This is a genomic window from Shewanella indica (assembly GCF_033842865.1).
GTDB classification, from domain to species: domain Bacteria; phylum Pseudomonadota; class Gammaproteobacteria; order Enterobacterales; family Shewanellaceae; genus Shewanella; species Shewanella indica.
Genome location: NZ_JAWXXR010000001.1, coordinates 3,061,231 through 3,080,227 on the forward strand (window position 1 = coordinate 3,061,231; position 18,997 = coordinate 3,080,227).

22 protein-coding genes and 1 riboswitch are annotated in these 18,997 nt (G+C 54.4%); of the genes, 17 read left to right on the forward strand and 5 right to left on the reverse strand.

What is annotated here, in order from left to right:
• Position 1 precedes the first annotated feature (1 nt).
• Genes SIL79_RS13705 through bioD form a run of 3 tightly spaced genes read left to right on the forward strand, consistent with a single transcriptional unit; the run spans position 2 to position 2,662 of the window.
• Complete coding sequence (locus SIL79_RS13705) at positions 2–1,147, forward strand: aminotransferase class I/II-fold pyridoxal phosphate-dependent enzyme (RefSeq protein ID WP_319619369.1); 1,146 nt, start codon at positions 2–4, stop codon at positions 1,145–1,147.
• Positions 1,144–1,935, forward strand: a complete 792-nt coding sequence (locus tag SIL79_RS13710) for a methyltransferase domain-containing protein (RefSeq protein ID WP_319619370.1) — start codon at positions 1,144–1,146, stop codon at positions 1,933–1,935. The genes SIL79_RS13705 and SIL79_RS13710 overlap by 4 nt, the downstream gene beginning before the upstream one ends.
• A gap of 37 nt (positions 1,936–1,972) precedes the next feature.
• The gene (bioD, locus tag SIL79_RS13715; RefSeq protein WP_039032872.1) at positions 1,973–2,662 is read left to right on the forward strand and encodes a dethiobiotin synthase; all 690 of its coding nucleotides are present in this window, start codon (positions 1,973–1,975) and stop codon (positions 2,660–2,662) included.
• Between the two features lie 46 nt (positions 2,663–2,708).
• On the opposite strand, the gene pepE is transcribed toward bioD, so the two are convergent.
• Positions 2,709–3,419 (reverse strand): dipeptidase PepE, encoded by a 711-nt coding sequence (pepE, locus tag SIL79_RS13720; protein ID WP_039032736.1) that lies wholly within the window; start codon positions 3,417–3,419, stop codon positions 2,709–2,711.
• 286 nt (positions 3,420–3,705) lie between these two features.
• Here pepE and htpX point away from each other — a divergent pair, with 286 nt between their 5' ends.
• Together htpX and cctA are read left to right on the forward strand one after the other, a co-directional pair.
• A complete protein-coding gene (htpX, locus tag SIL79_RS13725) occupies positions 3,706–4,572 on the forward strand; it encodes a protease HtpX (protein ID WP_039032737.1) in 867 nt (288 codons plus the stop codon).
• A gap of 304 nt (positions 4,573–4,876) precedes the next feature.
• Positions 4,877–5,224: a tetraheme c-type cytochrome CctA gene (gene cctA, locus SIL79_RS13730; protein ID WP_039032738.1), complete on the forward strand. Its 348-nt coding sequence runs from the start codon at positions 4,877–4,879 to the stop codon at positions 5,222–5,224.
• Positions 5,225–5,321: 97 nt separating this feature from the next.
• Here the strand turns inward: cctA and SIL79_RS13735 are convergent, their stop codons facing one another.
• Entirely contained in the window at positions 5,322–6,062 is a 741-nt protein-coding gene (locus tag SIL79_RS13735) for a cytochrome b/b6 domain-containing protein (RefSeq protein ID WP_039032739.1), read from the reverse strand.
• Positions 6,063–6,245: 183 nt separating this feature from the next.
• Between SIL79_RS13735 and SIL79_RS13740 the strand changes: the two genes are divergently transcribed.
• Entirely contained in the window at positions 6,246–6,377 is a 132-nt protein-coding gene (locus tag SIL79_RS13740) for a hypothetical protein (protein WP_319619372.1), read from the forward strand.
• 478 nt (positions 6,378–6,855) lie between these two features.
• Here SIL79_RS13740 and SIL79_RS13745 read toward each other — a convergent pair whose 3' ends face one another.
• Positions 6,856–8,610, reverse strand: coding sequence for a M61 family metallopeptidase (locus SIL79_RS13745; RefSeq protein WP_071475974.1), 1,755 nt, complete (start codon positions 8,608–8,610; stop codon positions 6,856–6,858).
• A gap of 241 nt (positions 8,611–8,851) precedes the next feature.
• On the opposite strand from SIL79_RS13745, the gene hinT reads away from it, so the two are divergent.
• From hinT to SIL79_RS13800, 11 genes are all read left to right on the forward strand, one after another.
• The gene (gene hinT, locus SIL79_RS13750) at positions 8,852–9,208 is read left to right on the forward strand and encodes a purine nucleoside phosphoramidase (RefSeq protein ID WP_039032741.1); all 357 of its coding nucleotides are present in this window, start codon (positions 8,852–8,854) and stop codon (positions 9,206–9,208) included.
• Complete coding sequence (locus tag SIL79_RS13755) at positions 9,205–9,705, forward strand: PaaI family thioesterase (protein WP_039032742.1); 501 nt, start codon at positions 9,205–9,207, stop codon at positions 9,703–9,705. Before hinT ends, SIL79_RS13755 begins: the two co-directional genes overlap by 4 nt.
• A complete protein-coding gene (locus SIL79_RS13760; protein ID WP_039032743.1) occupies positions 9,702–10,154 on the forward strand; it encodes a PaaI family thioesterase in 453 nt (150 codons plus the stop codon). Before SIL79_RS13755 ends, SIL79_RS13760 begins: the two co-directional genes overlap by 4 nt.
• A 17-nt stretch (positions 10,155–10,171) precedes the next feature.
• Complete coding sequence (locus tag SIL79_RS13765; protein WP_093983145.1) at positions 10,172–10,561, forward strand: YcfL family protein; 390 nt, start codon at positions 10,172–10,174, stop codon at positions 10,559–10,561.
• Between the two features lie 145 nt (positions 10,562–10,706).
• Positions 10,707–10,816: riboswitch (TPP riboswitch) on the forward strand.
• A gap of 55 nt (positions 10,817–10,871) precedes the next feature.
• Positions 10,872–13,028: a TonB-dependent receptor gene (locus SIL79_RS13770; protein WP_144361928.1), complete on the forward strand. Its 2,157-nt coding sequence runs from the start codon at positions 10,872–10,874 to the stop codon at positions 13,026–13,028.
• 63 nt (positions 13,029–13,091) lie between these two features.
• Positions 13,092–13,352 carry a hypothetical protein gene (locus SIL79_RS13775; protein ID WP_025011199.1) on the forward strand — a complete coding sequence of 87 codons (261 nt, stop codon included), beginning with the start codon at positions 13,092–13,094 and terminating at the stop codon, positions 13,350–13,352.
• A gap of 3 nt (positions 13,353–13,355) precedes the next feature.
• Positions 13,356–14,006 carry a nicotinamide riboside transporter PnuC gene (pnuC, locus tag SIL79_RS13780; RefSeq protein WP_025011200.1) on the forward strand — a complete coding sequence of 217 codons (651 nt, stop codon included), beginning with the start codon at positions 13,356–13,358 and terminating at the stop codon, positions 14,004–14,006.
• Entirely contained in the window at positions 14,003–15,085 is a 1,083-nt protein-coding gene (locus SIL79_RS13785; RefSeq protein WP_319619373.1) for a phosphotransferase, read from the forward strand. The genes pnuC and SIL79_RS13785 overlap by 4 nt, the downstream gene beginning before the upstream one ends.
• A gap of 52 nt (positions 15,086–15,137) precedes the next feature.
• Positions 15,138–15,983 (forward strand): DUF6279 family lipoprotein, encoded by an 846-nt coding sequence (locus SIL79_RS13790; RefSeq protein ID WP_319619374.1) that lies wholly within the window; start codon positions 15,138–15,140, stop codon positions 15,981–15,983.
• A gap of 235 nt (positions 15,984–16,218) precedes the next feature.
• The gene (locus SIL79_RS13795) at positions 16,219–16,830 is read left to right on the forward strand and encodes an HvfX family Cu-binding RiPP maturation protein (RefSeq protein WP_044734757.1); all 612 of its coding nucleotides are present in this window, start codon (positions 16,219–16,221) and stop codon (positions 16,828–16,830) included.
• A gap of 100 nt (positions 16,831–16,930) precedes the next feature.
• Positions 16,931–17,479, forward strand: coding sequence for an NAD(P)H nitroreductase (locus tag SIL79_RS13800; RefSeq protein ID WP_025887130.1), 549 nt, complete (start codon positions 16,931–16,933; stop codon positions 17,477–17,479).
• Between the two features lie 67 nt (positions 17,480–17,546).
• Here the strand turns inward: SIL79_RS13800 and SIL79_RS13805 are convergent, their stop codons facing one another.
• Positions 17,547–18,287 carry an oxygen-binding di-iron domain-containing protein gene (locus SIL79_RS13805; RefSeq protein WP_319619375.1) on the reverse strand — a complete coding sequence of 247 codons (741 nt, stop codon included), beginning with the start codon at positions 18,285–18,287 and terminating at the stop codon, positions 17,547–17,549.
• Between the two features lie 12 nt (positions 18,288–18,299).
• Positions 18,300–18,908 (reverse strand): hypothetical protein, encoded by a 609-nt coding sequence (locus tag SIL79_RS13810; protein WP_039032749.1) that lies wholly within the window; start codon positions 18,906–18,908, stop codon positions 18,300–18,302.
• Positions 18,909–18,997: the final 89 nt, after the last annotated feature.

Consider the following 18,997-nt stretch of genomic DNA (forward strand, 5'->3'; position numbering starts at 1 on the left):
CTTGACCTCATTGCTGGACAAAATGGCCCACCGCCGTGAGGAGCTTGCGCGCGGCGGCTTGCTCAGGCAAAGGCGCTGCTTCGCTGCAGCGCCCGGCCGTGAGCGACTATTGCATCCTGTTGCCCATGCAACAGATAGTGGCAAACCATTGCTGGATTTTGCCGCCAATGATTATCTGGGCCTGGCCCGTCATCCCAAGGTCATCTCTGCGCTTGCCAAGGGGGCAACTCTCTATGGCTGCGGCAGCGGCGCTTCACCTCTGGTTTCAGGTTACAGCGAGGCGCATCTCAAGCTGGAACAAGGTCTGTGCCGGGCACTCGGTGCAGAAGCGGCGTTACTGTTCAGTTGTGGTTTTGCCGCCAACACTGCGCTGATGAAAACCCTGTTTAGCGCCGAAGATACAGTGATTGCCGACAAATTGGTGCACGCCTCCATGATAGATGGTCTGCGCGACTCAAAGGCCAAAATACGGCGTTTTGCCCATAACGATATGGCGGCCGCCACAACGCTTTTGGCCCGGCATCCCGGCAGCGCTGTGCTCACCGAAACCGTGTTCAGCATGGATGGCGACAGGGCGCCGCTTGGTAAATTGAGCCACTTGTGCCAAGAGCACTGCAGCCCGCTTATTCTCGATGATGCCCACGGCTTCGGCCTATTTGAGTCTTCACCCTTGCCGGTATTTGCCCGCTTGGTGACATTTGGCAAGGCGCTAGGTGGTCAGGGCGCGGCGATTGTGGGCTCGCAGGAATTGATAGACTATCTGGTGGCCAATGCCCGTGAATACATCTATTCCACCGCGCTGTCACCGGCCTGCTGTATGGGCGTGCACGGGGCTCTGGAGCTGATCCAGCAAGAGCCTTTGCTCGAGCGCCTCAACGCCAATATCGCTTTGTTTCGCCGCAGCTGCCAAGCGGCGGGGATCTCCTTGATGCCATCTGAGTCGCCAATTCAACCTCTGTTGGTGGGAGAGAGTGGCAGGTGTATGGCGCTGGCGGCAAGGCTTTTGGAACGCGGCTTCCTGGTGGGGGCGATTCGGCCCCCCACAGTCCCCAAAGGTGGTGCCAGACTGCGTATAACCCTGAGCGCCGAGCACAGGGAGCAGGATATACTGGCCTTGGCCTCGGCACTGGCGGAACTGATGGCATGAGCAACATGAGTCATGAGCCTCTGGCTAGTCACGCCGGCCTGGTGCAATCCGTGCCGCTTGAGGATGTCGCCGGGCGCTTTTCCAAGGCGGCAAGCGCTTATGAGCGCCACAATAAGGTGCAGCGTCTGACGGCCGAAGCCTTACTTGACTGGAACGATTGCCTACACTCAGGAAAACTGCTGGATATAGGTGCAGGTCCGGGCACGGCTTTTGCCACGCTCGGCCCCCAAAGCGTGACCGCCCTGGATATCGCCAGCGGAATGCTCAAGCAGCTGAAGGGAAACTTCCCCTATTATCAGGCTGTTTGTGGCGATGCCGAGCAGCTTCCCTTTGGCGACAACAGCTTTGATGCGGTTTATTCCAATCTGGCGCTGCAGTGGTGCGGCGATATTCCGGCCGCCTTGGCAGAGATTTTTCGGGTTATGCGCCCGGGCGGCTCGGCGCGCCTTGCCATAGTAGCCCGCGGCAGTTTGCCCGAATTACAGACGCTGGGGCTGCGAGTCAAGGCGTTTGCAGCCGAGGATATGTTGGCGCAAGCGCTGGGCCAGCATCCCTGGCAGAGCTTGCACACGCAAAGCCGCACCTTCCAGTGCCACTTTGCCAATCTCAGGGAATTGCTTTACTCCATCAAGGGGGTCGGCGCTTCAGTCGGCGCCGACAAAAACTCAGGCGCCGGGCTCAAGGGAAAGGGTTTTTGGCATACACTTAACGGGCAGGCCGAGGTCCTTAGAACGGACAAGGGATTGCCGCTGACATACAGGATAGTAATGGTTCAGGCTCGAAAATAACCATTGATGTTTTGGCTGTAGGGGTAGTTCAGCGATGATTTTTTTTGTAACAGGTACAGATACCGACAGTGGCAAGACTCAGGTCGGAGCCGCTCTGCTGCATAAGGCACGAGTCGAGCATGGCTTGAAAACCTTGGGGGTCAAACCTCTGGCCTCGGGTTGCCATAACACTCCTTACGGGCTGAGAAACCCGGACGCCCTGGCCTTGATGGATGAATCCACTCTGAAACTGCAGTACGACAAGGTAAATCCTTTCAGTTTTGAGCCGGCGATTGCCCCTCATATTGCTGCCGCCGATCTCGGCCTGGATATCAGCCCAGAGGCGGTACTGGCGGCGCTGGATTTTACCCAGTTTGCCATGGCTGATTTCTGCCTGATAGAAGGGGCCGGCGGTTGGCGTTTGCCTTTGGGGGAGGGGCGTTTCTTATCGGAAGCGGTGCAGGGACTGGCTCTGCCCGTGATTCTGGTGGTCGGAATGAAGCTTGGCTGTCTTAATCATGCGGTGTTGACCCAGGAGGTGATCCGCGCCGATGGACTTGAAATCGCCGGTTGGGTCGCCAACCGCGCCGAAGCCGATATGAGTCGCTTCGATGAAAACCTGGCCAGCCTTAAAGACTTGATGCAGGCGCCGCTGTTGGGAGTGGTGCCGCATCTGGCTCATCCCAGTGCCGAGGCCATGTCTCAGCACCTGGATTTGAGCCCTCTGCTGGCCAAAGCGCATGCTTGAGCCCTGGAGTTAAAAAGCAGCAAGGCCCCGTAGGGCCGAGGTTTTTTTAGCTCAATAGATTGGAAAGATCACTGCCTACAGGCACGGGGATCTCCTGCTCTACACCGCTGAACAGATAAGCTTCCTTATCTCCCAAAAGACTCAGTTTATTGTCCTTAAGCAACAGGGCGCTGCCTTCCTGGATGGCCAGTACCGGCGTCTTGGGATCGACACAAGTAAACTCAAGCAAGCGCTGGGCCCGGGTTTCACCATTGTGCCCCGGCGTTTTGTAGTTGCTGTAATGCGGATTGATTTGCAGTGGCAACAGGCCAAGGGCACTGAATGATGGCGGCTCTATAATAGGCATATCATTGGTGGTACGTATGCTGAGGCCGGCAATATTTGAGCCTGCACTCCAGCCGATATAGGGTTTGCCGGCGGCGACTTCCTCTTTGATCAGATGCAGCAGGTCGTAGCGGTACAACTCATGCAACAGGTGGAAGGTGTTGCCACCGCCAACCAGAATGCCGTCAGCATCGCGAATGGCTTGCTTGGGGTCGCCATGTTGATGGATAGAGGAGATATCCAGCCTCAATGGTGCCAGGCCATTAACCACGGCTTCCAGATAGTTGTCGTAGCTCATGCTGACACCGGCATAAGGGATAAATATCCACTTGCGGGCTTTTTCTGCCATGGGCTCAATATAGGGCAGGGCATGTTCCAGGTAGGGGGTATCGCCAGCGCGGGAGCTGCTGAGCAGCAGGGTATTTATTGTCATAATCGTCGCTGTCCTTCAGATTGATTTGCGTTGCTTGATGGTAACAAAAAGCCTTTACACTCAACAATCGCCACAGGTGCTTTTGGTCGCGTTTAAAAGCCGCACTTGGCAATTGATTAAGTTTGATTTAATCAACTCTACCTAGACTGCTTCCTCTGCGTAGCCGGGGCGTTTAGGCAGAAAGCTAAACAATAATTTACCTTTTTCCTCTTGAATTCCCGCCAAGTGGACATATTATGTCTGCAATGACGCAATTCCGGTACAAGGGTACCTTACAGGAGCTGATATGAAGCGTGTATTTCTATTGATTTTGACTAACCTTGCCATTCTGTTGGTGGCATCGATTGTCATGTCTATTTTGGGTGTCAATACTCAAACCATGGGTGGCTTGCTGGTATTTGCGGCGATCTTCGGTTTTGGTGGCGCCTTTATCAGCTTGGCGATTTCCAAATGGATGGCCAAGAAAACTATGGGTTGTGAGGTGATCACTCAGCCCCGTGATAACACAGAGCGTTGGTTGCTCGAGACCGTAGCCCGTCAGGCGCAGCAGGCCGGGATTAAGATGCCGGAAGTGGCTATTTACCAATCGCCTGAACTGAACGCCTTTGCTACAGGCCCAAGTAAAAACAACTCTCTGGTAGCCGTGAGTACAGGCTTGCTTTACGGTATGAGCGCCGATGAAGTCGAAGCCGTACTGGCGCACGAAGTCAGCCACGTGGCCAACGGTGACATGGTGACACTGACCCTGATCCAGGGCGTGGTGAACACCTTTGTTATCTTCGCCGCCCGCGTGGTTGCCGGTATCGTCAACAACTTTGTTGCCAGCAACGATGAAGAGGGTGAAGGCTTGGGCACTATCGCTTACATGGCTGTGGTATTTGTGCTGGATATGCTGTTTGGTATTCTGGCATCCATTGTGGTGGCATACTTCTCCCGCATTCGTGAGTTCCGCGCCGACGAAGGTGCCGCTCGCCTTGCCGGTAAGAACAAGATGATTGCTGCCCTTGAACGTCTGCGTACCGGGCCGGAAACCGGTGCCATGCCGGCCAATATGTCGGCCTTCGGTATCAATGGCAAGCGTTCAATGACTGAACTCTTTATGAGTCACCCACCGCTTGAAAAGCGTATTGAAGCGCTGAGAAACCGCGGATAATTCAGCGATACTTTCTCTAAAGGAGACCTGTTGGTCTCCTTTTTTATGCGCTTGAAACGCTTATTGATACAGATGTTTATAGGTAAACGAAATGTAAAATTCCGTAATTAACCGATGGTTACATGATTCAGCGCACATTTTGCTTTTGCGCAAGTTGTTAAAGTGGCGGCGACTCAGAATTAGTTTGCCAATTGGCAAAAGCTTGGCTAAGTTAATCCAAGTCGTGCTATTTACTGATAGTGAGACAAAGGTCATACCTGACATAAGAACCTTTGCTCGACTGTCATCATCGGAGGATATTATTGTGAGCAAGAAACTCTTAAGTGTGTTGTTCGGTGCCGGTTTGGCCGCGCTGGCCATGTCACCATCTGCTTTTGCAGAAGATCAGAAACTGTCAGATTTCCACGCGGATATGGGTGGCTGTGAAAGCTGTCATGCCGATGGTTCCCCTTCAGCTGATGGCGCCTATGAATTTGAACAGTGTCAGAGCTGTCACGGTTCGCTGGCAGAAATGGACGCGGTACACAAGCCACACGATGGCGCTTTGATGTGTGCTGACTGCCACGCTCCCCATGACATGAACGTAGGTCAGAAGCCTACCTGTGATAGCTGCCACGATGACGGCCGTACTTCGGAAAGCACTCTGAAGTAAGCGCATATCGCACGAATGACAACGCCGGCTTGATGCCGGCGTTATTGTTTCTGGCTTGTGCTTATCTCTGGCTCTGTGTGGTGAGCCCATATCACTGTCAGTCTTTATCCAGCGGCGTTGTTGGCAGATATTTATTGCCGGAAAACATAGCTGAAATAATACCGGGCTGACGCTTACGCTCGGCGTGGATCACCGCGGCTATATGCAGCAATACCAAGAGAAGTAACAGATATACGCTGTAGACATGGACTTTCCCTGCCAAGCCTTTGGCGCCCTTAATCGCTGCAGCCTTGTCTGGATTAACGCCTGTGTCATCGTAGGGTTTGAGACTGGCAGGTTCAACCCCATCCGCGGCGATATATTCCTGAACCATGCCGCCCAGTGGTGGATAGAAGATGTCAGTACCGGCTCGCACTAAACCTGTCACCATGATCAGGGTCAGCAGACCAAACAGAGCGATAACCGCCAGTTTGCCCGCCGGATTATGGCCGAGATATTGTGGATTTTCGCCTTTCTTGAGGGCTGCGCGATAGCCTGCCAATTCCCCTTTCTTTGGGAGTAGTTTACCTAGACGCGCCTTGATGGGGCCGAATAATCCCCACAACAATCTGAATGCCAGGTTGATGGCAAAGGCATAACCTATCCAGACGTGCAGTGTCTTTAAGCCGATTTTCGCGTCGAGACCACTGATCCCAAAGTTAGATTTGAACATCATTATCCCGCCGATGGTCATCATCAGCAGCACCAAAAGTAGGTTTATCCAATGAAAAAGGCGAGTGGGAAGATCCCAGGCCTTATAGCGAGACAGGCGCACTTCGCCCGCAGTATTTGTTTCCATGTTTGATCCCCCAGATCTGTTTTACCCCTTTATGTTAATGCCTGGGGCGGCGCTTGTTCAGTTAACTCTTATTCATTTTGAGTTTTTTGGCAGAGATCTGTACTTCCGTTTCAAGCAGCTGTCTGATTTGATGCTTATGTTTCGTTAATGCAAATTTCGCGGGTGTTTAGCTGAGGGCAACTTATGTTCAAGGTGATGCACTGGCTGGTGGTTTCCAGAACTGCTCTGTTGACCGAGCTGATGAATATCCCTTGGCCGCAGGAGTTTCTGATACGCTTGCCCTGCTTATCTCCCGATAGATGGACACTGATGTGATGTCGACACTCTGTTGCTGGATTTGGTTACAGTGGCGTTGGCCTTGGGCTATAAGATTCTTAAACAGGTCGCCAGGAGTCGCGGTCGCAAAGTGGTATCCCCAAAAGGGTGGAGTATGAATGCCTGCTGTTGCCGTCTGCGGTCAATAAGCAACCGGGCCCAGGTGATGACCTGGGCCCAGCGTCACTTGATGGCCGCTGTGGCCGAGAGTTAGGGAAGGTGCGAATAAGTCCTCGCGGCACTCTGGCTTACACAGCAATTGGCGTTCAAGGCATCTGACTGAAGGCATGCCGGGGCCTGTCGAAGTCGGATAACGTAGAGAGCCGGTTGCTGTGAAAGCCCCAAAGGGCGTGGCTTACAGGCCTGCCTGCTGTGTTATGCTTCTTGCAAAGGACTAGGGCCATTTGCTGCGAACCACGCCTTGCATCCAGGCCTGTAAGCCGACGCAGAGCACGCATGGGACTTGTTCGCACCTTCCTTAACCCAGCCAGGCCTTGGCTTTGGCTGGTTCGGTGAGCTTGAGTGACACAGTATCTATTGCCGCCGGTTTGATAGGCAGCAGGCCTGTCATCAGCTCATCACGGCGGAAGAAGTGCAACTCCAGACTATCGCCGGGCTCATATTGTTGCAGTTCATTTTCAAATTGAGCGCCGACCTGCAGACCATTGGCGGCGATTAGCAAATCCTGAGCCGCGAGCCCGGCGCTGTGAGCCGCGCTGCCGTTGGTCACACTCACAATCCTTAACCCCAGGGCTTCAGCCTTGTAGCGGGCTCCCAAGCCGATTTTTTGCCCCTCAACATCCCCGCCGCCCTGATCCTGAGCGCCTTGGGCACTGCGAAGCTGCATCTCGATTCCGAATTGCGCCAGCAGGGGCGCCAGAGGCAACTCTTGGGTATTATCCAGAAAGGCAAATTCTGCGCTGGCATCCCGGCCAAGCAGCTCCTCATAGAGGCGGCGATGGGAGTCATCTTCAGTGCCTATCCCCTGGCTGCCAAAGGCCTGCCACAGCTTTTGCATCAGGTTATCCAGTGTGTATTTTCCCTGGGTTTCCAGTCTCAGAGTCAAGTCCAGATACAGGGCAAACAAAGCTCCCTTGGTGTAATAGCTGACGATGGCGTTGGCGGCGTTTTCATCCTGTTTGTAGAACTTGGTCCAGGCGTTGAAGCTTGATTCTGTCAGGCTCTGCAACTGCCTGCCCGGCATGCGATACACCCGGGTCATAGTCTGGGATAGCATCTCCAGATATTGCTCACTGGAAACCCTGTTGGCTCTGAGTGTCATCAGGTCATCATAGTAGGAAGTGATGCCTTCATAAGCCCACAGCTGACGGGTGTAGATCTCGGCTTCCAGCGCGTAGGGAATAAAGCTGGCCGGCTTAATGCGTTTGACGTTCCAGCTGTGGAAGTATTCGTGACTGCAGAGCGACAGATAAGTGCGGTAATCCTTATTGACCGGCATCTCCATACTCAGCGGCAGATCTTTGCGGGAGCAGTGCAGGGCGGTGGAGGCTCTGTGTTCCAGCCCTCCAAAGCCATTGCCCAATACCTGAGTCATAAACAGGTAGCGCTCAAACGGCGCTTCACCGAAGAGGCGGATTTGGCTCTCGCAAATAGCCTTGAGATCGTCAAGCAGCCTGGGCATGTGGCAGCGGTGACGCCCTGTCAGTATCACATCATGGCGCACGCCACAGGCCTCAAAGCTGCCGTGGGTAAAAGTGCCCATCTCCACCGGATGGTCGATAAGCTCATCATAGTTGGCGGCGCTGAAACGGCCGAACTGCCAGTCTTCACCTTCGATTCGACTCAGGGTTGTTGCCAGTTGCCAGTTGGCTTCCTCTTTGGGAGGCAGAATTTCCAGCTCCAGCGGCTCAAGCTCTTTGCCGGCCACCGCAAGAAAGACGCTGCTGCCGTTGAAAAAGCCGTGGGTCTGATCCAGGTGGGCGCTGCGCACCGACATATCCCAGGCATAAACCGAGTAGCGCAGTTGCAGTGATTCGGCATTGGAATTTATCTGCCAGCGCTGCTTGTCGAGCTGAGTAATGCTGAGTGGACGCTCCAGCTCATCAAAGGCTTGAATATCTATGATATTGCGACAAAAATCGCGAACCATGTAGCTGCCTGGGATCCAGGATGGCAACCAAAGTTCCTGTCTCGGGGCCGGAGCCTGAATGGTGATTTTGACCTCGAACAGGTGAGCGTGTGGATCTATGGGGCAAATCTGATAACTGATCATCTGATATCCGTATGAATCGTTGGCGAGTGCCGGGAGCCAAATTGGTTCATCTCCGGCTGAGCATGGCGACAATGCTGCCAAAAAAGCCAGGCCGCGGCAATTACTTGCCGAGTTTTAACAGGCTTGGGGGGCAAATCGCCGCGGCCGATTACATCTCTGGGCCGAATGGTATTATACTGCCAAGAACACAGTGATTTGGCCCTTGGGCCGAGTCTGAACCGATACACCGGAGAGTGGCAAAATGGCCGAAGAAACCATATTCAGCAAAATTATTCGCCGTGAAATACCCACGGACATACTGTATCAGGACGAGTTGGTGACTGCCTTTCGGGATATCAATCCCAAGGCTCCCACCCATGTGCTGATAGTGCCCAATCATCTGATCCCCACAGTCAATGACGCCAAGGCCTCCGACGAGCAGGCCATAGGCCGTATGGTGACAGTGGCCGCCAAGTTGGCCGCCGAAGCCGGGATCGCTAAGGATGGCTATCGTTTAATCATTAATTGTAATGAGCATGGCGGCCAGGAAGTGTTCCACATCCACATGCATCTGCTTGGCGGTAAAGCCTTGGGGCCTATGGTGAGTTCAGCGTCATGAAAGTCAATCCGGAGTTTTTCCCGCTGACGACCCTGGCGAGCCGTTTTGTCAACCAGTTGGCCCAGTGTCGTCGCCTCGGGCTCAAGGTGCATGAGGGCAGTGAACACCATGTACTGATAGAGTTGCCTTACAGCACTGAGCTGGTGGGTTACCCTGAAACCGGAGTTATCCATGGTGGGGTTATCACCACTTTGATGGATACTGCCAGTGGCTGCGCCGTGGTTTGTGCCATCAAGGACAAATACGGTTCGCTGGAGATCTCGCCGACTCTGGATCTGCGGGTCGACTATATGAAGCCCGCCGAGCCCCACAAGCCGGTGTATGGTTTTGCCGAGTGTTATAAGTTGTCATCCAGCGTCGCGTTTACCCGGGCCATCGCCTATCAGGACAGCATAGACGACCCCATCGCCCATGCGGTTGGCTCCTTTATGCGGATAAGCCCTGAAATGATTGGGGACACTTTCCGTAAGGCACTGATGGGTGAGGAGACGAAATGACAGATCCCAAGGCATCCCTGGATGTAAAAAGCATAGTTGCCAAAGTGACAGAAACCAATGATTTCAGTCATTTACTTGAGCATGTTCCCTACGCCCGCTTTATTGGCATGTTGGTAGAACGGTTTGGCGATGAGCTGGTATTTCGCTTGCCGGCCAAAGATGACAACATAGGTAACCCGGTACTGCCGGCCATTCATGGCGGCGTGATAGCCGGGTTTATGGAGATGTCGGCCATCATCCAGCTTATGGTGTTTATGCAAACCAGTAAGGTGCCTAAGGTGGTTGATTTTTCCATCGACTACTTACGTGCCGGTTATCATAAGGATAGTTTCGCCGAGTGCCGAATAACCCGTCAGGGACGGCGAGTGGCCAATGTCAATATCGACTGCTGGCAGACCAACCGCAAGCAGCTGATTGCAACCGCCCGGGCACACTTTTTGATTGATTGAGAATAAGGGATTGGCAGATGAAAAAAGTCTTGGTAATAGCAGCAACCCTGCTGGCTCTGGCAGGCTGCGCCAACCATACGGCCGGGGTGTATGCCAGCTCGACCGGTGAAAGTCGCATCGACAACAGCAGCTTTGCCCGCTCGGTGAGTGTCGGTGACTTGATGGCAAGAGGCGAGGGTGGCTTGCTCAGAGGCACTGCCACCATCAGCAGCAAAGTCGCTACCGATATGCGCATTCAGTACAAGTTCACCTGGTATGACGCCAGCGGTTATACCCTGGATGATGAAGGTGTGTCCTGGAAGTCGGTCAAGCTGCATGGTAAACAGCAGTTGCAGGTGAGCGCCGTGGCGCCGAATCCGACTGCCAGTCGTTTTGAGATCTATGTGCGCGAGGCCTTTTCAAACTAAAAGTTGCAACCTCGGCACCACTGCCGCCCGAACCATTATTCCAGTTGATGCTCAACGAACGGGACTATTGGTGTGGGCGGTTTTTTATCCCCTCAGATACAATTTGGCAACCTGGCTCACTTTTGTTGGTAACTCGTGTATACTGGCCCTCGCCAAGGGGTGTTTACCGCATTGCGGTTGACTGAGATGTCGTATGACGAACCCTTAGAACCTGATCCGGCTAGTACCGGCGTAGGAATGGGCCACAATTCGTGCACTTTCAACTCGCTTTCTTATTGCCGGATCTCAAACTGTGAATATTTGAGGTCCTATGTCCAAGTTTACCGTACCTACTCTGCTCGCCAGTACCATTCAGATGCTGCTGTGGGCACCCGTTCATGCCGCCGATAATCCCGGCGTTGAAAAGCAAGATGAGCAACAAGCCATGGAAGTGATAGTCGTCAGCGGCGACTTTCGTGGCCTGACGCTGGAGAAGATGCCCTCCAGCGTGACTGTTATCGATGAGCAGCGCATTGAAGATCAAGGCGCCGAGCATTTCGAAGATATGCTGGGTAACGTAGCCAACTTCAACTGGTCAGGTGCCAGCTCCCGGCCAAGATACTTCCAGATCCGCGGGGTCGGTGAGCAGGAGCAATACCAGGGAGCGCCCAACTCCTCTGTGGGCTTTATTATCGATGATATCGATCTCTCCGGGCTGGGCAGCGTTTCCAGCCTGTACGATCTGCAGCAGTTTGAAGTGCTGCGTGGCCCTCAGGGCACCCGCTATGGCGCCAATGCCCTGGCCGGTCTTATCTATCTCAAGAGCAATGATCCCACAGACGTATTCGAACACGGCGCCGAAGTCTCGCTCGGTAATGATAATCTGCAAACCTTCAGCGGCTTCAGTTCCGGCCCAGTGACAGATTCCGGCAAGCTGCTCTATCGTGTGGCGCTGCAGCAACACAAGCAGAACGGTTATCGCGACAACCTGTATCTGGGCCGTGACGATACCAATGAGCGTGATGAATTCAGCGGCCGTATCAAGCTGCGCTGGTACGCCACCGACAAGTTGCAGGCAGACTTCACTCTACTGCACGCCGATTTTGACAATGGTTATGATGCCTGGACTCTGGACAATAACGGCTTCGATACCATTACCGATGCGCCGGGCGTCGACAAACAGCGCACCACGGGTTCCAGCCTCAAGCTGAGTTATACCGGCTTTGAGGCTTTTGAGCTGGTGTCCCTGTCAAGCTATGCCGCCACAGATCATCACCACGGTTACGACGGTGACTGGGCCAACCCGGATTACTGGGCCGGAAAAGAGTGCGGCGGCGCACCCTGTGAGTACGATTACACCTGGGATAAGCGTGGCGAGCGGCGCACTCTGTCACAGGAGTTCAGATTCAGTTCCAACGAGGCCGGGCGGATTTTCGGCGGCAGCACAGACTGGCTGGCCGGGCTCTATTTTATGGATCTCGATGAGGACAATGATCTCTACTCTGAATACAACGGCGGGCCGGATGAAGTGCTGACTTCCCGCTACAGCGCCAGTAACTATGCGGTGTTTGCCCAGTTGGACTCAGATCTGGGGGCGGGCTACAGCCTGTCTATCGGTGCTCGTATCGAGCGACGTGAGAGTGACTACAGCGACAGCAATGGTGATGCCTTTAGCCCATCGGAAAACATGTGGGGCGGCCATATCGCCCTGTCCAAGGCGCTGGCTGAACACCATGAAGCCTATGTTCGGATAGCCAGGGGCTACAAGGCCGGTGGTTTCAATATGACGCTGCCCCAGGAGCTGGCCGACAAGAAAGAGTTCGATACCGAAATCCTCTACAACTATGAACTGGGGCTGAAATCCAGCTGGGCCGATGGCTTGCTGGATACCCGTCTGGCACTGTTCTTTATGGACAGGGAAGATCAGCAGGTAGCGGCCTCACTGCAGGATCCTGTCGATCCCCAGCGCTTTATTCTGTTCACCGAAAACGCCGGCAGCTCCAATAACTATGGCGCCGAGCTGGAAGCCAACTGGTATCCCACAGATTCACTGCAGTTCTACACCAGCCTTGGGTATCTGCAGACAGAATACGGTGATTACCTGTATCAGGATAAATATGGCAACCCTGTGGATCTCAGCGGCCGGGAACTGGCCCACTCGCCGAGATGGACCTATAGTCTCGGCATGACCTGGCGCAATGACATGGGCTGGTTTGCCAACCTCAACAGCAGTGGCAAGAGTGCGTTCTACTACTCAGACAGCAATGACTCTCGCTCTGAAGACTATCAAGTGGTCAACGCCAAGCTGGGCTATGAGGCAGACAAGTGGTCGGTTTACCTCTGGGGCCGCAACCTGTTCGATGAAAAATACGGCGTGCGCGGTTTCTACTTCGGCAATGAGCCGGATCAAAACTGGGCCGAGAAGCAATATATCCGTTACGGGGACCCACGCCAGATTGGTGTGACCTTCAACGTCAAATTTATCTGATGGCATAAGCCGTTGTCGGCCGGGGCGTGTTGCAGCGCCCCGGTTCATTACAGGAGATGTAAAATGAAGTTAACTGCCGAAATCAGCATGTATCCGCTCCACGATGAGTATCTGGAGCCTATTCAATGGTTTATCAAGCGCCTGGACAGTTATGCCAACATAGAGAGAACCACCAATGCCATGGCGACTCAGGTGTGCGGTGATTATGCCGAGGTGATGGCCATGCTGGCCACCGAGATGCAGGCAGCGCACGAGAAATTTGGCAAGGCGGTGTTTGTCTGTAAATTTATCGGTGGTGAGCTGAACTTGGGCCACAGGGAATAACCCATGAGTGAATTCTGGCACTGGCTCGCCGAGGCCGGCTCTCAGGCCCAGGGCATGGGCGCCTGGGAAGCGGTAGCCGTGGTATTGGCCTTGGCCTATCTGCTGCTGGCCATGAAAGCCAATATCTGGTGTTGGGCGGCAGCCTTTGCCAGCACCGCCATCTACACTGTGCTGTTCTGGAAAGTCGCGCTGCTGATGGAGTCAGTGCTCAACGTCTATTACATGGCGATGGCGCTGTACGGATACTGGCTCTGGCGCCGGGGTGGGGAAAACCATCAAGGAGTGGCCGTGACCTCCTGGCCCTGGCAGCGGCACCTGGTACTGATTTTGTTGACTGGGTTGGTGTCCCTGTTTGTCGGTCATATGATGGCGACTTTCACTCAGGCAGCCTTCCCCTACCTGGATGCGGCAACCAGCTGTTTTGCTGTGATGACGACTTTTCTGGTGGCGCGCAAAGTGCTGGAAAACTGGCTCTATTGGGTGGTTATCGATCTGGTGTCCATCTATCTCTATTTAAGCAAGGGTTTGATGTTGACCTCACTCTTGTTTGTGCTCTACGTGGGGATGGCGGTAGCCGGATACTTTATCTGGCGCGCCAGAGCTCAGGAGTCCCGCGGTCGCGACTCCTCACAGCTTGAAAGCGGCGCGGCATGAAAGGCAAACCGCTGACAGAACTTGAGGCCAGTCTGGGTGAAGGTTTGAGCTGCGAGCTCAACGCCGCCCTCAAGCGGCTACAGTTGTGGCCGCTTGAGGGGGCCAAGCCGCTCACCCTTGGGCTAAGCAACCAAAACTGGCTCTTGCAAGCCGGCAGCGAGTTATTGGTGCTGAGAGTCAATTCCCCGGGCTCAGACCGTATCTGCGACAGAAACAACGAACTGGCATGTTGGCGGGTTGCCGAGAAGGCGAATTTGGCACCAGGGCTGATTTGGGTCAGCGCTGACAAGGGGTTATATCTGAGCCGCTTTATCGAACAAGCGCCGCAAGCCAACTGGCAGCAGTTACTCGCATCCAAAGGCGCGGCCGAGATCGCAAGCGCGGCTCATAATGCCTTTGTTAATCGCAACAGCTTCTCTGACCTGCCTGAGCGCAAACATGAGCCTAAACATGAGCCTAAACATGAAGTTGGCTCAGGCGCTGTATTGGGAGCCAGGCAAGGCAAATCACCTCAGGCCTTACTGCTGGAGTTGCTGCTGGGGCTGAGGGCATTGCCGGCCCCCAAGCTCGAAATCAGTGTTGCCGAGCAGTGGCGCATCTATCTGGAGCGGCTCGATGACATGGCACTGAGCCGGGGGCAGCCTTCAAGCTGGCAACAGCGGCTCATGCAACTTCACTCGGCCCAAGGGTTATTCGAGCAGTGCAACACTCGGCTGGAGGCCTGTCTGCTGAGGCCTCAGTATTGTCACAGGGATCTCAATCCTCATAACCTGTTGCTGGCCGAGGATGGACTCAAGTGCGTCGATTTTGAATATGCCTGCGCTTCCCACCCGCTGTTTGAGTTGGCCGGGGTGCTGTCATCCCATCAACTGAGCGCCGAGGGGCAGCAGTGGCTCATTTATCACTATCTTGAGCAGCATCCGCATTTAACCGGCGATGCCCACCTGGCGGTGGCTGCAGCCGTCGATGTCTACTGGCTGTTTGCCTGCTGCTGGGCCTTGCAGATGGCCTGGGACAATCAGCAGCAGTCTTATCTCGACTGGTTTGATGACTTCTGGCATCTTGTAAAGCATCAATGAGTCAGGCAGGGAAGCTGTCGCCTGGCCTTAGCCAACTTAAAGTATTTAATGGATGAAACGCATTGTTATTGCCCTGGCGCTGCTTATTGCGCTCAGTGCCTGCTCCACCAAGGTCAGCTATTATTTCCTCGATTGGGCCATAGAGTGGCAGCTGGAAGATTATGTCACTCTCGACCGGCAACAGGAGCAGGCGTTTGACGCCATTCTCGACCCTTTTCTCGCCTGGCATCGCCGCCAGGAGCTACCCAGATACAGTGCCCAGTTAAAAACGCTGCAAACCGAGCTTGCCGATGGCACTTTAACGCCACAGAGTTGGCGTCGTCATGTGGATACGGCAAGAGATCACTGGTTTCGGCTGTTTGCCCAGGTGTTTGACGATCTTTTGCCCCTTATCGCTTCTTTGAGTGACAAGCAGGTCGCCCAGGTGATAGCCAAACTGGAGGCCGATGAGCAGGAGCTGGTGGAAGAATACAAGGACAAGAACCAGGAACAACTGATTAAAGATGCGGATGAACGGCTGGAGGAGCTATTTGCCGATTGGCTGGGGCGTTTGAGTGAGCAGCAAAAGGCCCTGATCCATGAGCACAACAGCCGCCGACTGGCGACCCTGGATATGTGGCTCGAGTATCGTCACGAGTGGCTCCGGCAGTTCAAACAAGCCTTGCTGCAACGTAGTGATTCTGACTTGTTGGCGCAGCGCTTGCGGCTGCTGATGACATCGCCCGATGAGCTCAAGTCAGATGTGCACAAGCAGAAATTGGCGCAGAACACGGAAAACTTCGGCATGCTGTTGTTGCAATTGCACCAGAGCCTGAGTGAGCGCCAGCAAAAGCACTTCAAGCGTAAGCTGGGCAACTTGATTGACGATCTGGATGAACTGAGTCAGGCACAGCCCTGAGCTTATGAGGCAGACATAGCCCTGAGCTTATGGGGTCGTAAAGCGGGTCTTTGGTCTGTAGAACGGGCATTGGACCATTTGTCCGCGAACCACGCCTTGCATCCAGGCCCGTAAGCGGACGCAGAGCAGGCATGGGACTTGTTTGCAGCTTCCTAAAGTAAAGACTGAAATAAAATCGCTTATTGCCGGGTCAACTGCAACATGACAGGAATACTCCCCGAATAAGGAGGTTTTCATGCAAGCCATCATTCAAACCTATGCGGCATTTTTGAAATCACTGCGCCACTTCGATGGCCTGGCACCGTTGGCATTGCGGCTCTATCTGGCGCCGGTGCTGGTGCAGGCCGGTTACAACAAACTCAGCCACTTCAGCGACACAGCGGCCTGGTTCGGTAATCCGGACTGGGGGCTGGGCTTGCCCATGCCTGAAGTGATGGTGGCGCTGGCGGCCGGGACCGAATTTTTTGGCGGCTTGTTGCTTCTGCTCGGGTTGGCCACTCGGCTGGTGGCTATCCCCATGAGTATTACCATGTTGGTGGCGGCCTTCAGTGTGCACTGGTCCAACGGCTGGCTGGCGATTGCCGACCCCTCATCCTGGCTCGCAAACGACAGGGTGATGGCTTCGGTGGAGAAGCTTGAGCGGGCCAAGGGGATACTGCAGCAACACGGCAATTACGACTGGCTTACCAGTTCGGGTAACCTGGTGATCCTCAACAACGGCATTGAGTTTGCGGCCACCTATTTCATTATGCTGTTGGTATTGCTGTTTATGGGCGGCGGCCGTTACACCAGTGTGGACTATTTTATTGGCCGTAAATGGCTGCCCAAAACCGCTAACCTCGGCTGATTGTTGCTTAAAACAAGTCGTCCGGCTTTTTTGCCTCTGGCGATCCGGGGTGGATTTGGTATCCTGTGAAGTCATTGATATCTCAGCTGAGGATCGCGCATTGGACGCACTTACTCTTCTTCTTACCCGTCAATCATGTCCACGACTGCAGGCTCCGGCGCCGAATGAGGCGCAACTGAAAATTATCCTGGATGCCGCGGCCAGAGTACCGGATCACGGTGGCCTGGCGCCCTGGGAGTTTATTATTGCTACCGGCGAAGGGCTCAATCGCCTGGCGGATATTTTTGTGGCGGCCGCAACAGCAGATGGTGCCGACGAGGGCTTTATCAACAAGGCTGCCGGTATGCCGCTCAGGGCGCCTATGGTGATAACCGTGGTTGCCAAGACCAAAGATCATCCCAAGGTCCCTGAGCTGGAGCAGCAATTGGCAGCCGGCTGCGCCGTGATGGCGATGCAGCAGGCCGCATTTGCCCAGGGGCTGGGCGGAATATGGCGCACTGGTGCCTTTGCCTTTGACTCTACGGTCAATACGGCGTTGGGGCTTGATGGCAGCGATCAGATAGTGGGCTTTCTCTATCTGGGCACTCCTGTGGTTGAAGCGCCGCTCAAAGCCACCAAAGAGGGCAGCGCCTTTGCCCGCTATCTCTGATAGCTGCCGGACACTCAATGGCGGAGAATTTGCCATGAGCTAAGCTCATGGCATCAAGCTATTGCATTCAGTTGCCTGTAACCGCAACCCCCACTTCCAGGCGTTCAAACCAGTCGAGAAACTCAGGTATCTGCTCGCCCCTGAATATCCGCCCGTGCTGCGGACATAAATAGTCAAGCTCCAGCTCTCTCACTCTGGCTATCCAGTCCTGCTTGGCGCGGTTGGAGGGCATCCATCTTTGATGGAAAAAGCGCATCTTCTCGGTGTGACGGCCAAAGTCATCGACAAATAGCCTGGCATCCGTGTCTTCCAGTGCCGCGCCTATATCACCCGACATCAGCACTTTGCCGACAGGGTCGTAGACATGAAAATTGCCGGAAGCGTGCAGATAATGGGCCGGGATAAACTGCACCTCCACGCCATCGAGCGTCAGCTTGCCGCCTTGATCTTTAATGGCCTGGTATTGGATATGCTCCATCCCGAAATGGCGGATGAAACCTTCCCAAATCCAGGGCGCGTGCAGCTGGGCCCGCTCCAGCGTCTGATCCCACAGCCCCAGGGAGGAGATGATATCGGGATCCTGATGGGAGGCGAACAGATGGGTGAGCTGCTCTATGGGGATGTGACAAACCACATTGGCCAGCATGGGGGCAAATAGCTCTATGCCACCCGGGTCCATCAGCAAAGCCTGCTCGGCAGTGACCAACATATATTGATTGGTGTCTATGATGCCGTCGGGTTTATCCGGATCCCGGCCAAAATAGATCCATTTGTGGCTATGGGTTTCCAACAAGAGTTGGCTCTTCATCCCTGTACTCCCTTATTGTTCAAGTAATTGAATCGCCTTATCTACCTGAGTGCGGATCGCGCCGGCAGCAGCATCGACCCGGTTGGCAACATGGTTGAAAGTGGCCTGATCGGCGGGTTTTATCCGGCAGGCTTCGATGCGGCACAGCGAGGCCAGCACTTTAGCGGTTTTCAGCTGCTGGCAGAGTTCTTCCAATTGCAATTCAATGTCCAGGCTCAGGCGTTTGCACTGCTGCTCAAGGGCCGTAAAGTGTTGGCTGTTCTTCTCCAGCGCCGGCATGATGCTGTCGCCATAACGGGCTTTGCGGGCTTTCTCCCTGGCGCGGGCAAATTGCAGCATCGCCTTGCGGACTCTGGTCTGCTCGCTGGTCAGGCGGCTGATGGTCTGCGCCAGATGATTGATTTTCGCGGCTGAGTGGGTGGTGAAATGCGCCAGTTCGTCGATGGAGTGGGTCAGCGCCTTGAAGCCCAGTGCCATGCTGCCGGCACGAATCGATGCCGCCTGGGCATTGCTGGCGATGATATTGATCTCTTTGCAGTGGCCCTGAGTCTTTTCCAGTTCGGCGGCTATGATGGCGGCACGAACATAGAACTGACGCGTTGGTTGACGTTCTGATCCCATAATTCACTGTTTTACAGTCATAATCCTGTTTGAGAGTATAGAAGATAATTCACTTCCCAACCGGCACGAGCCGATTTTTCCCGTCAATG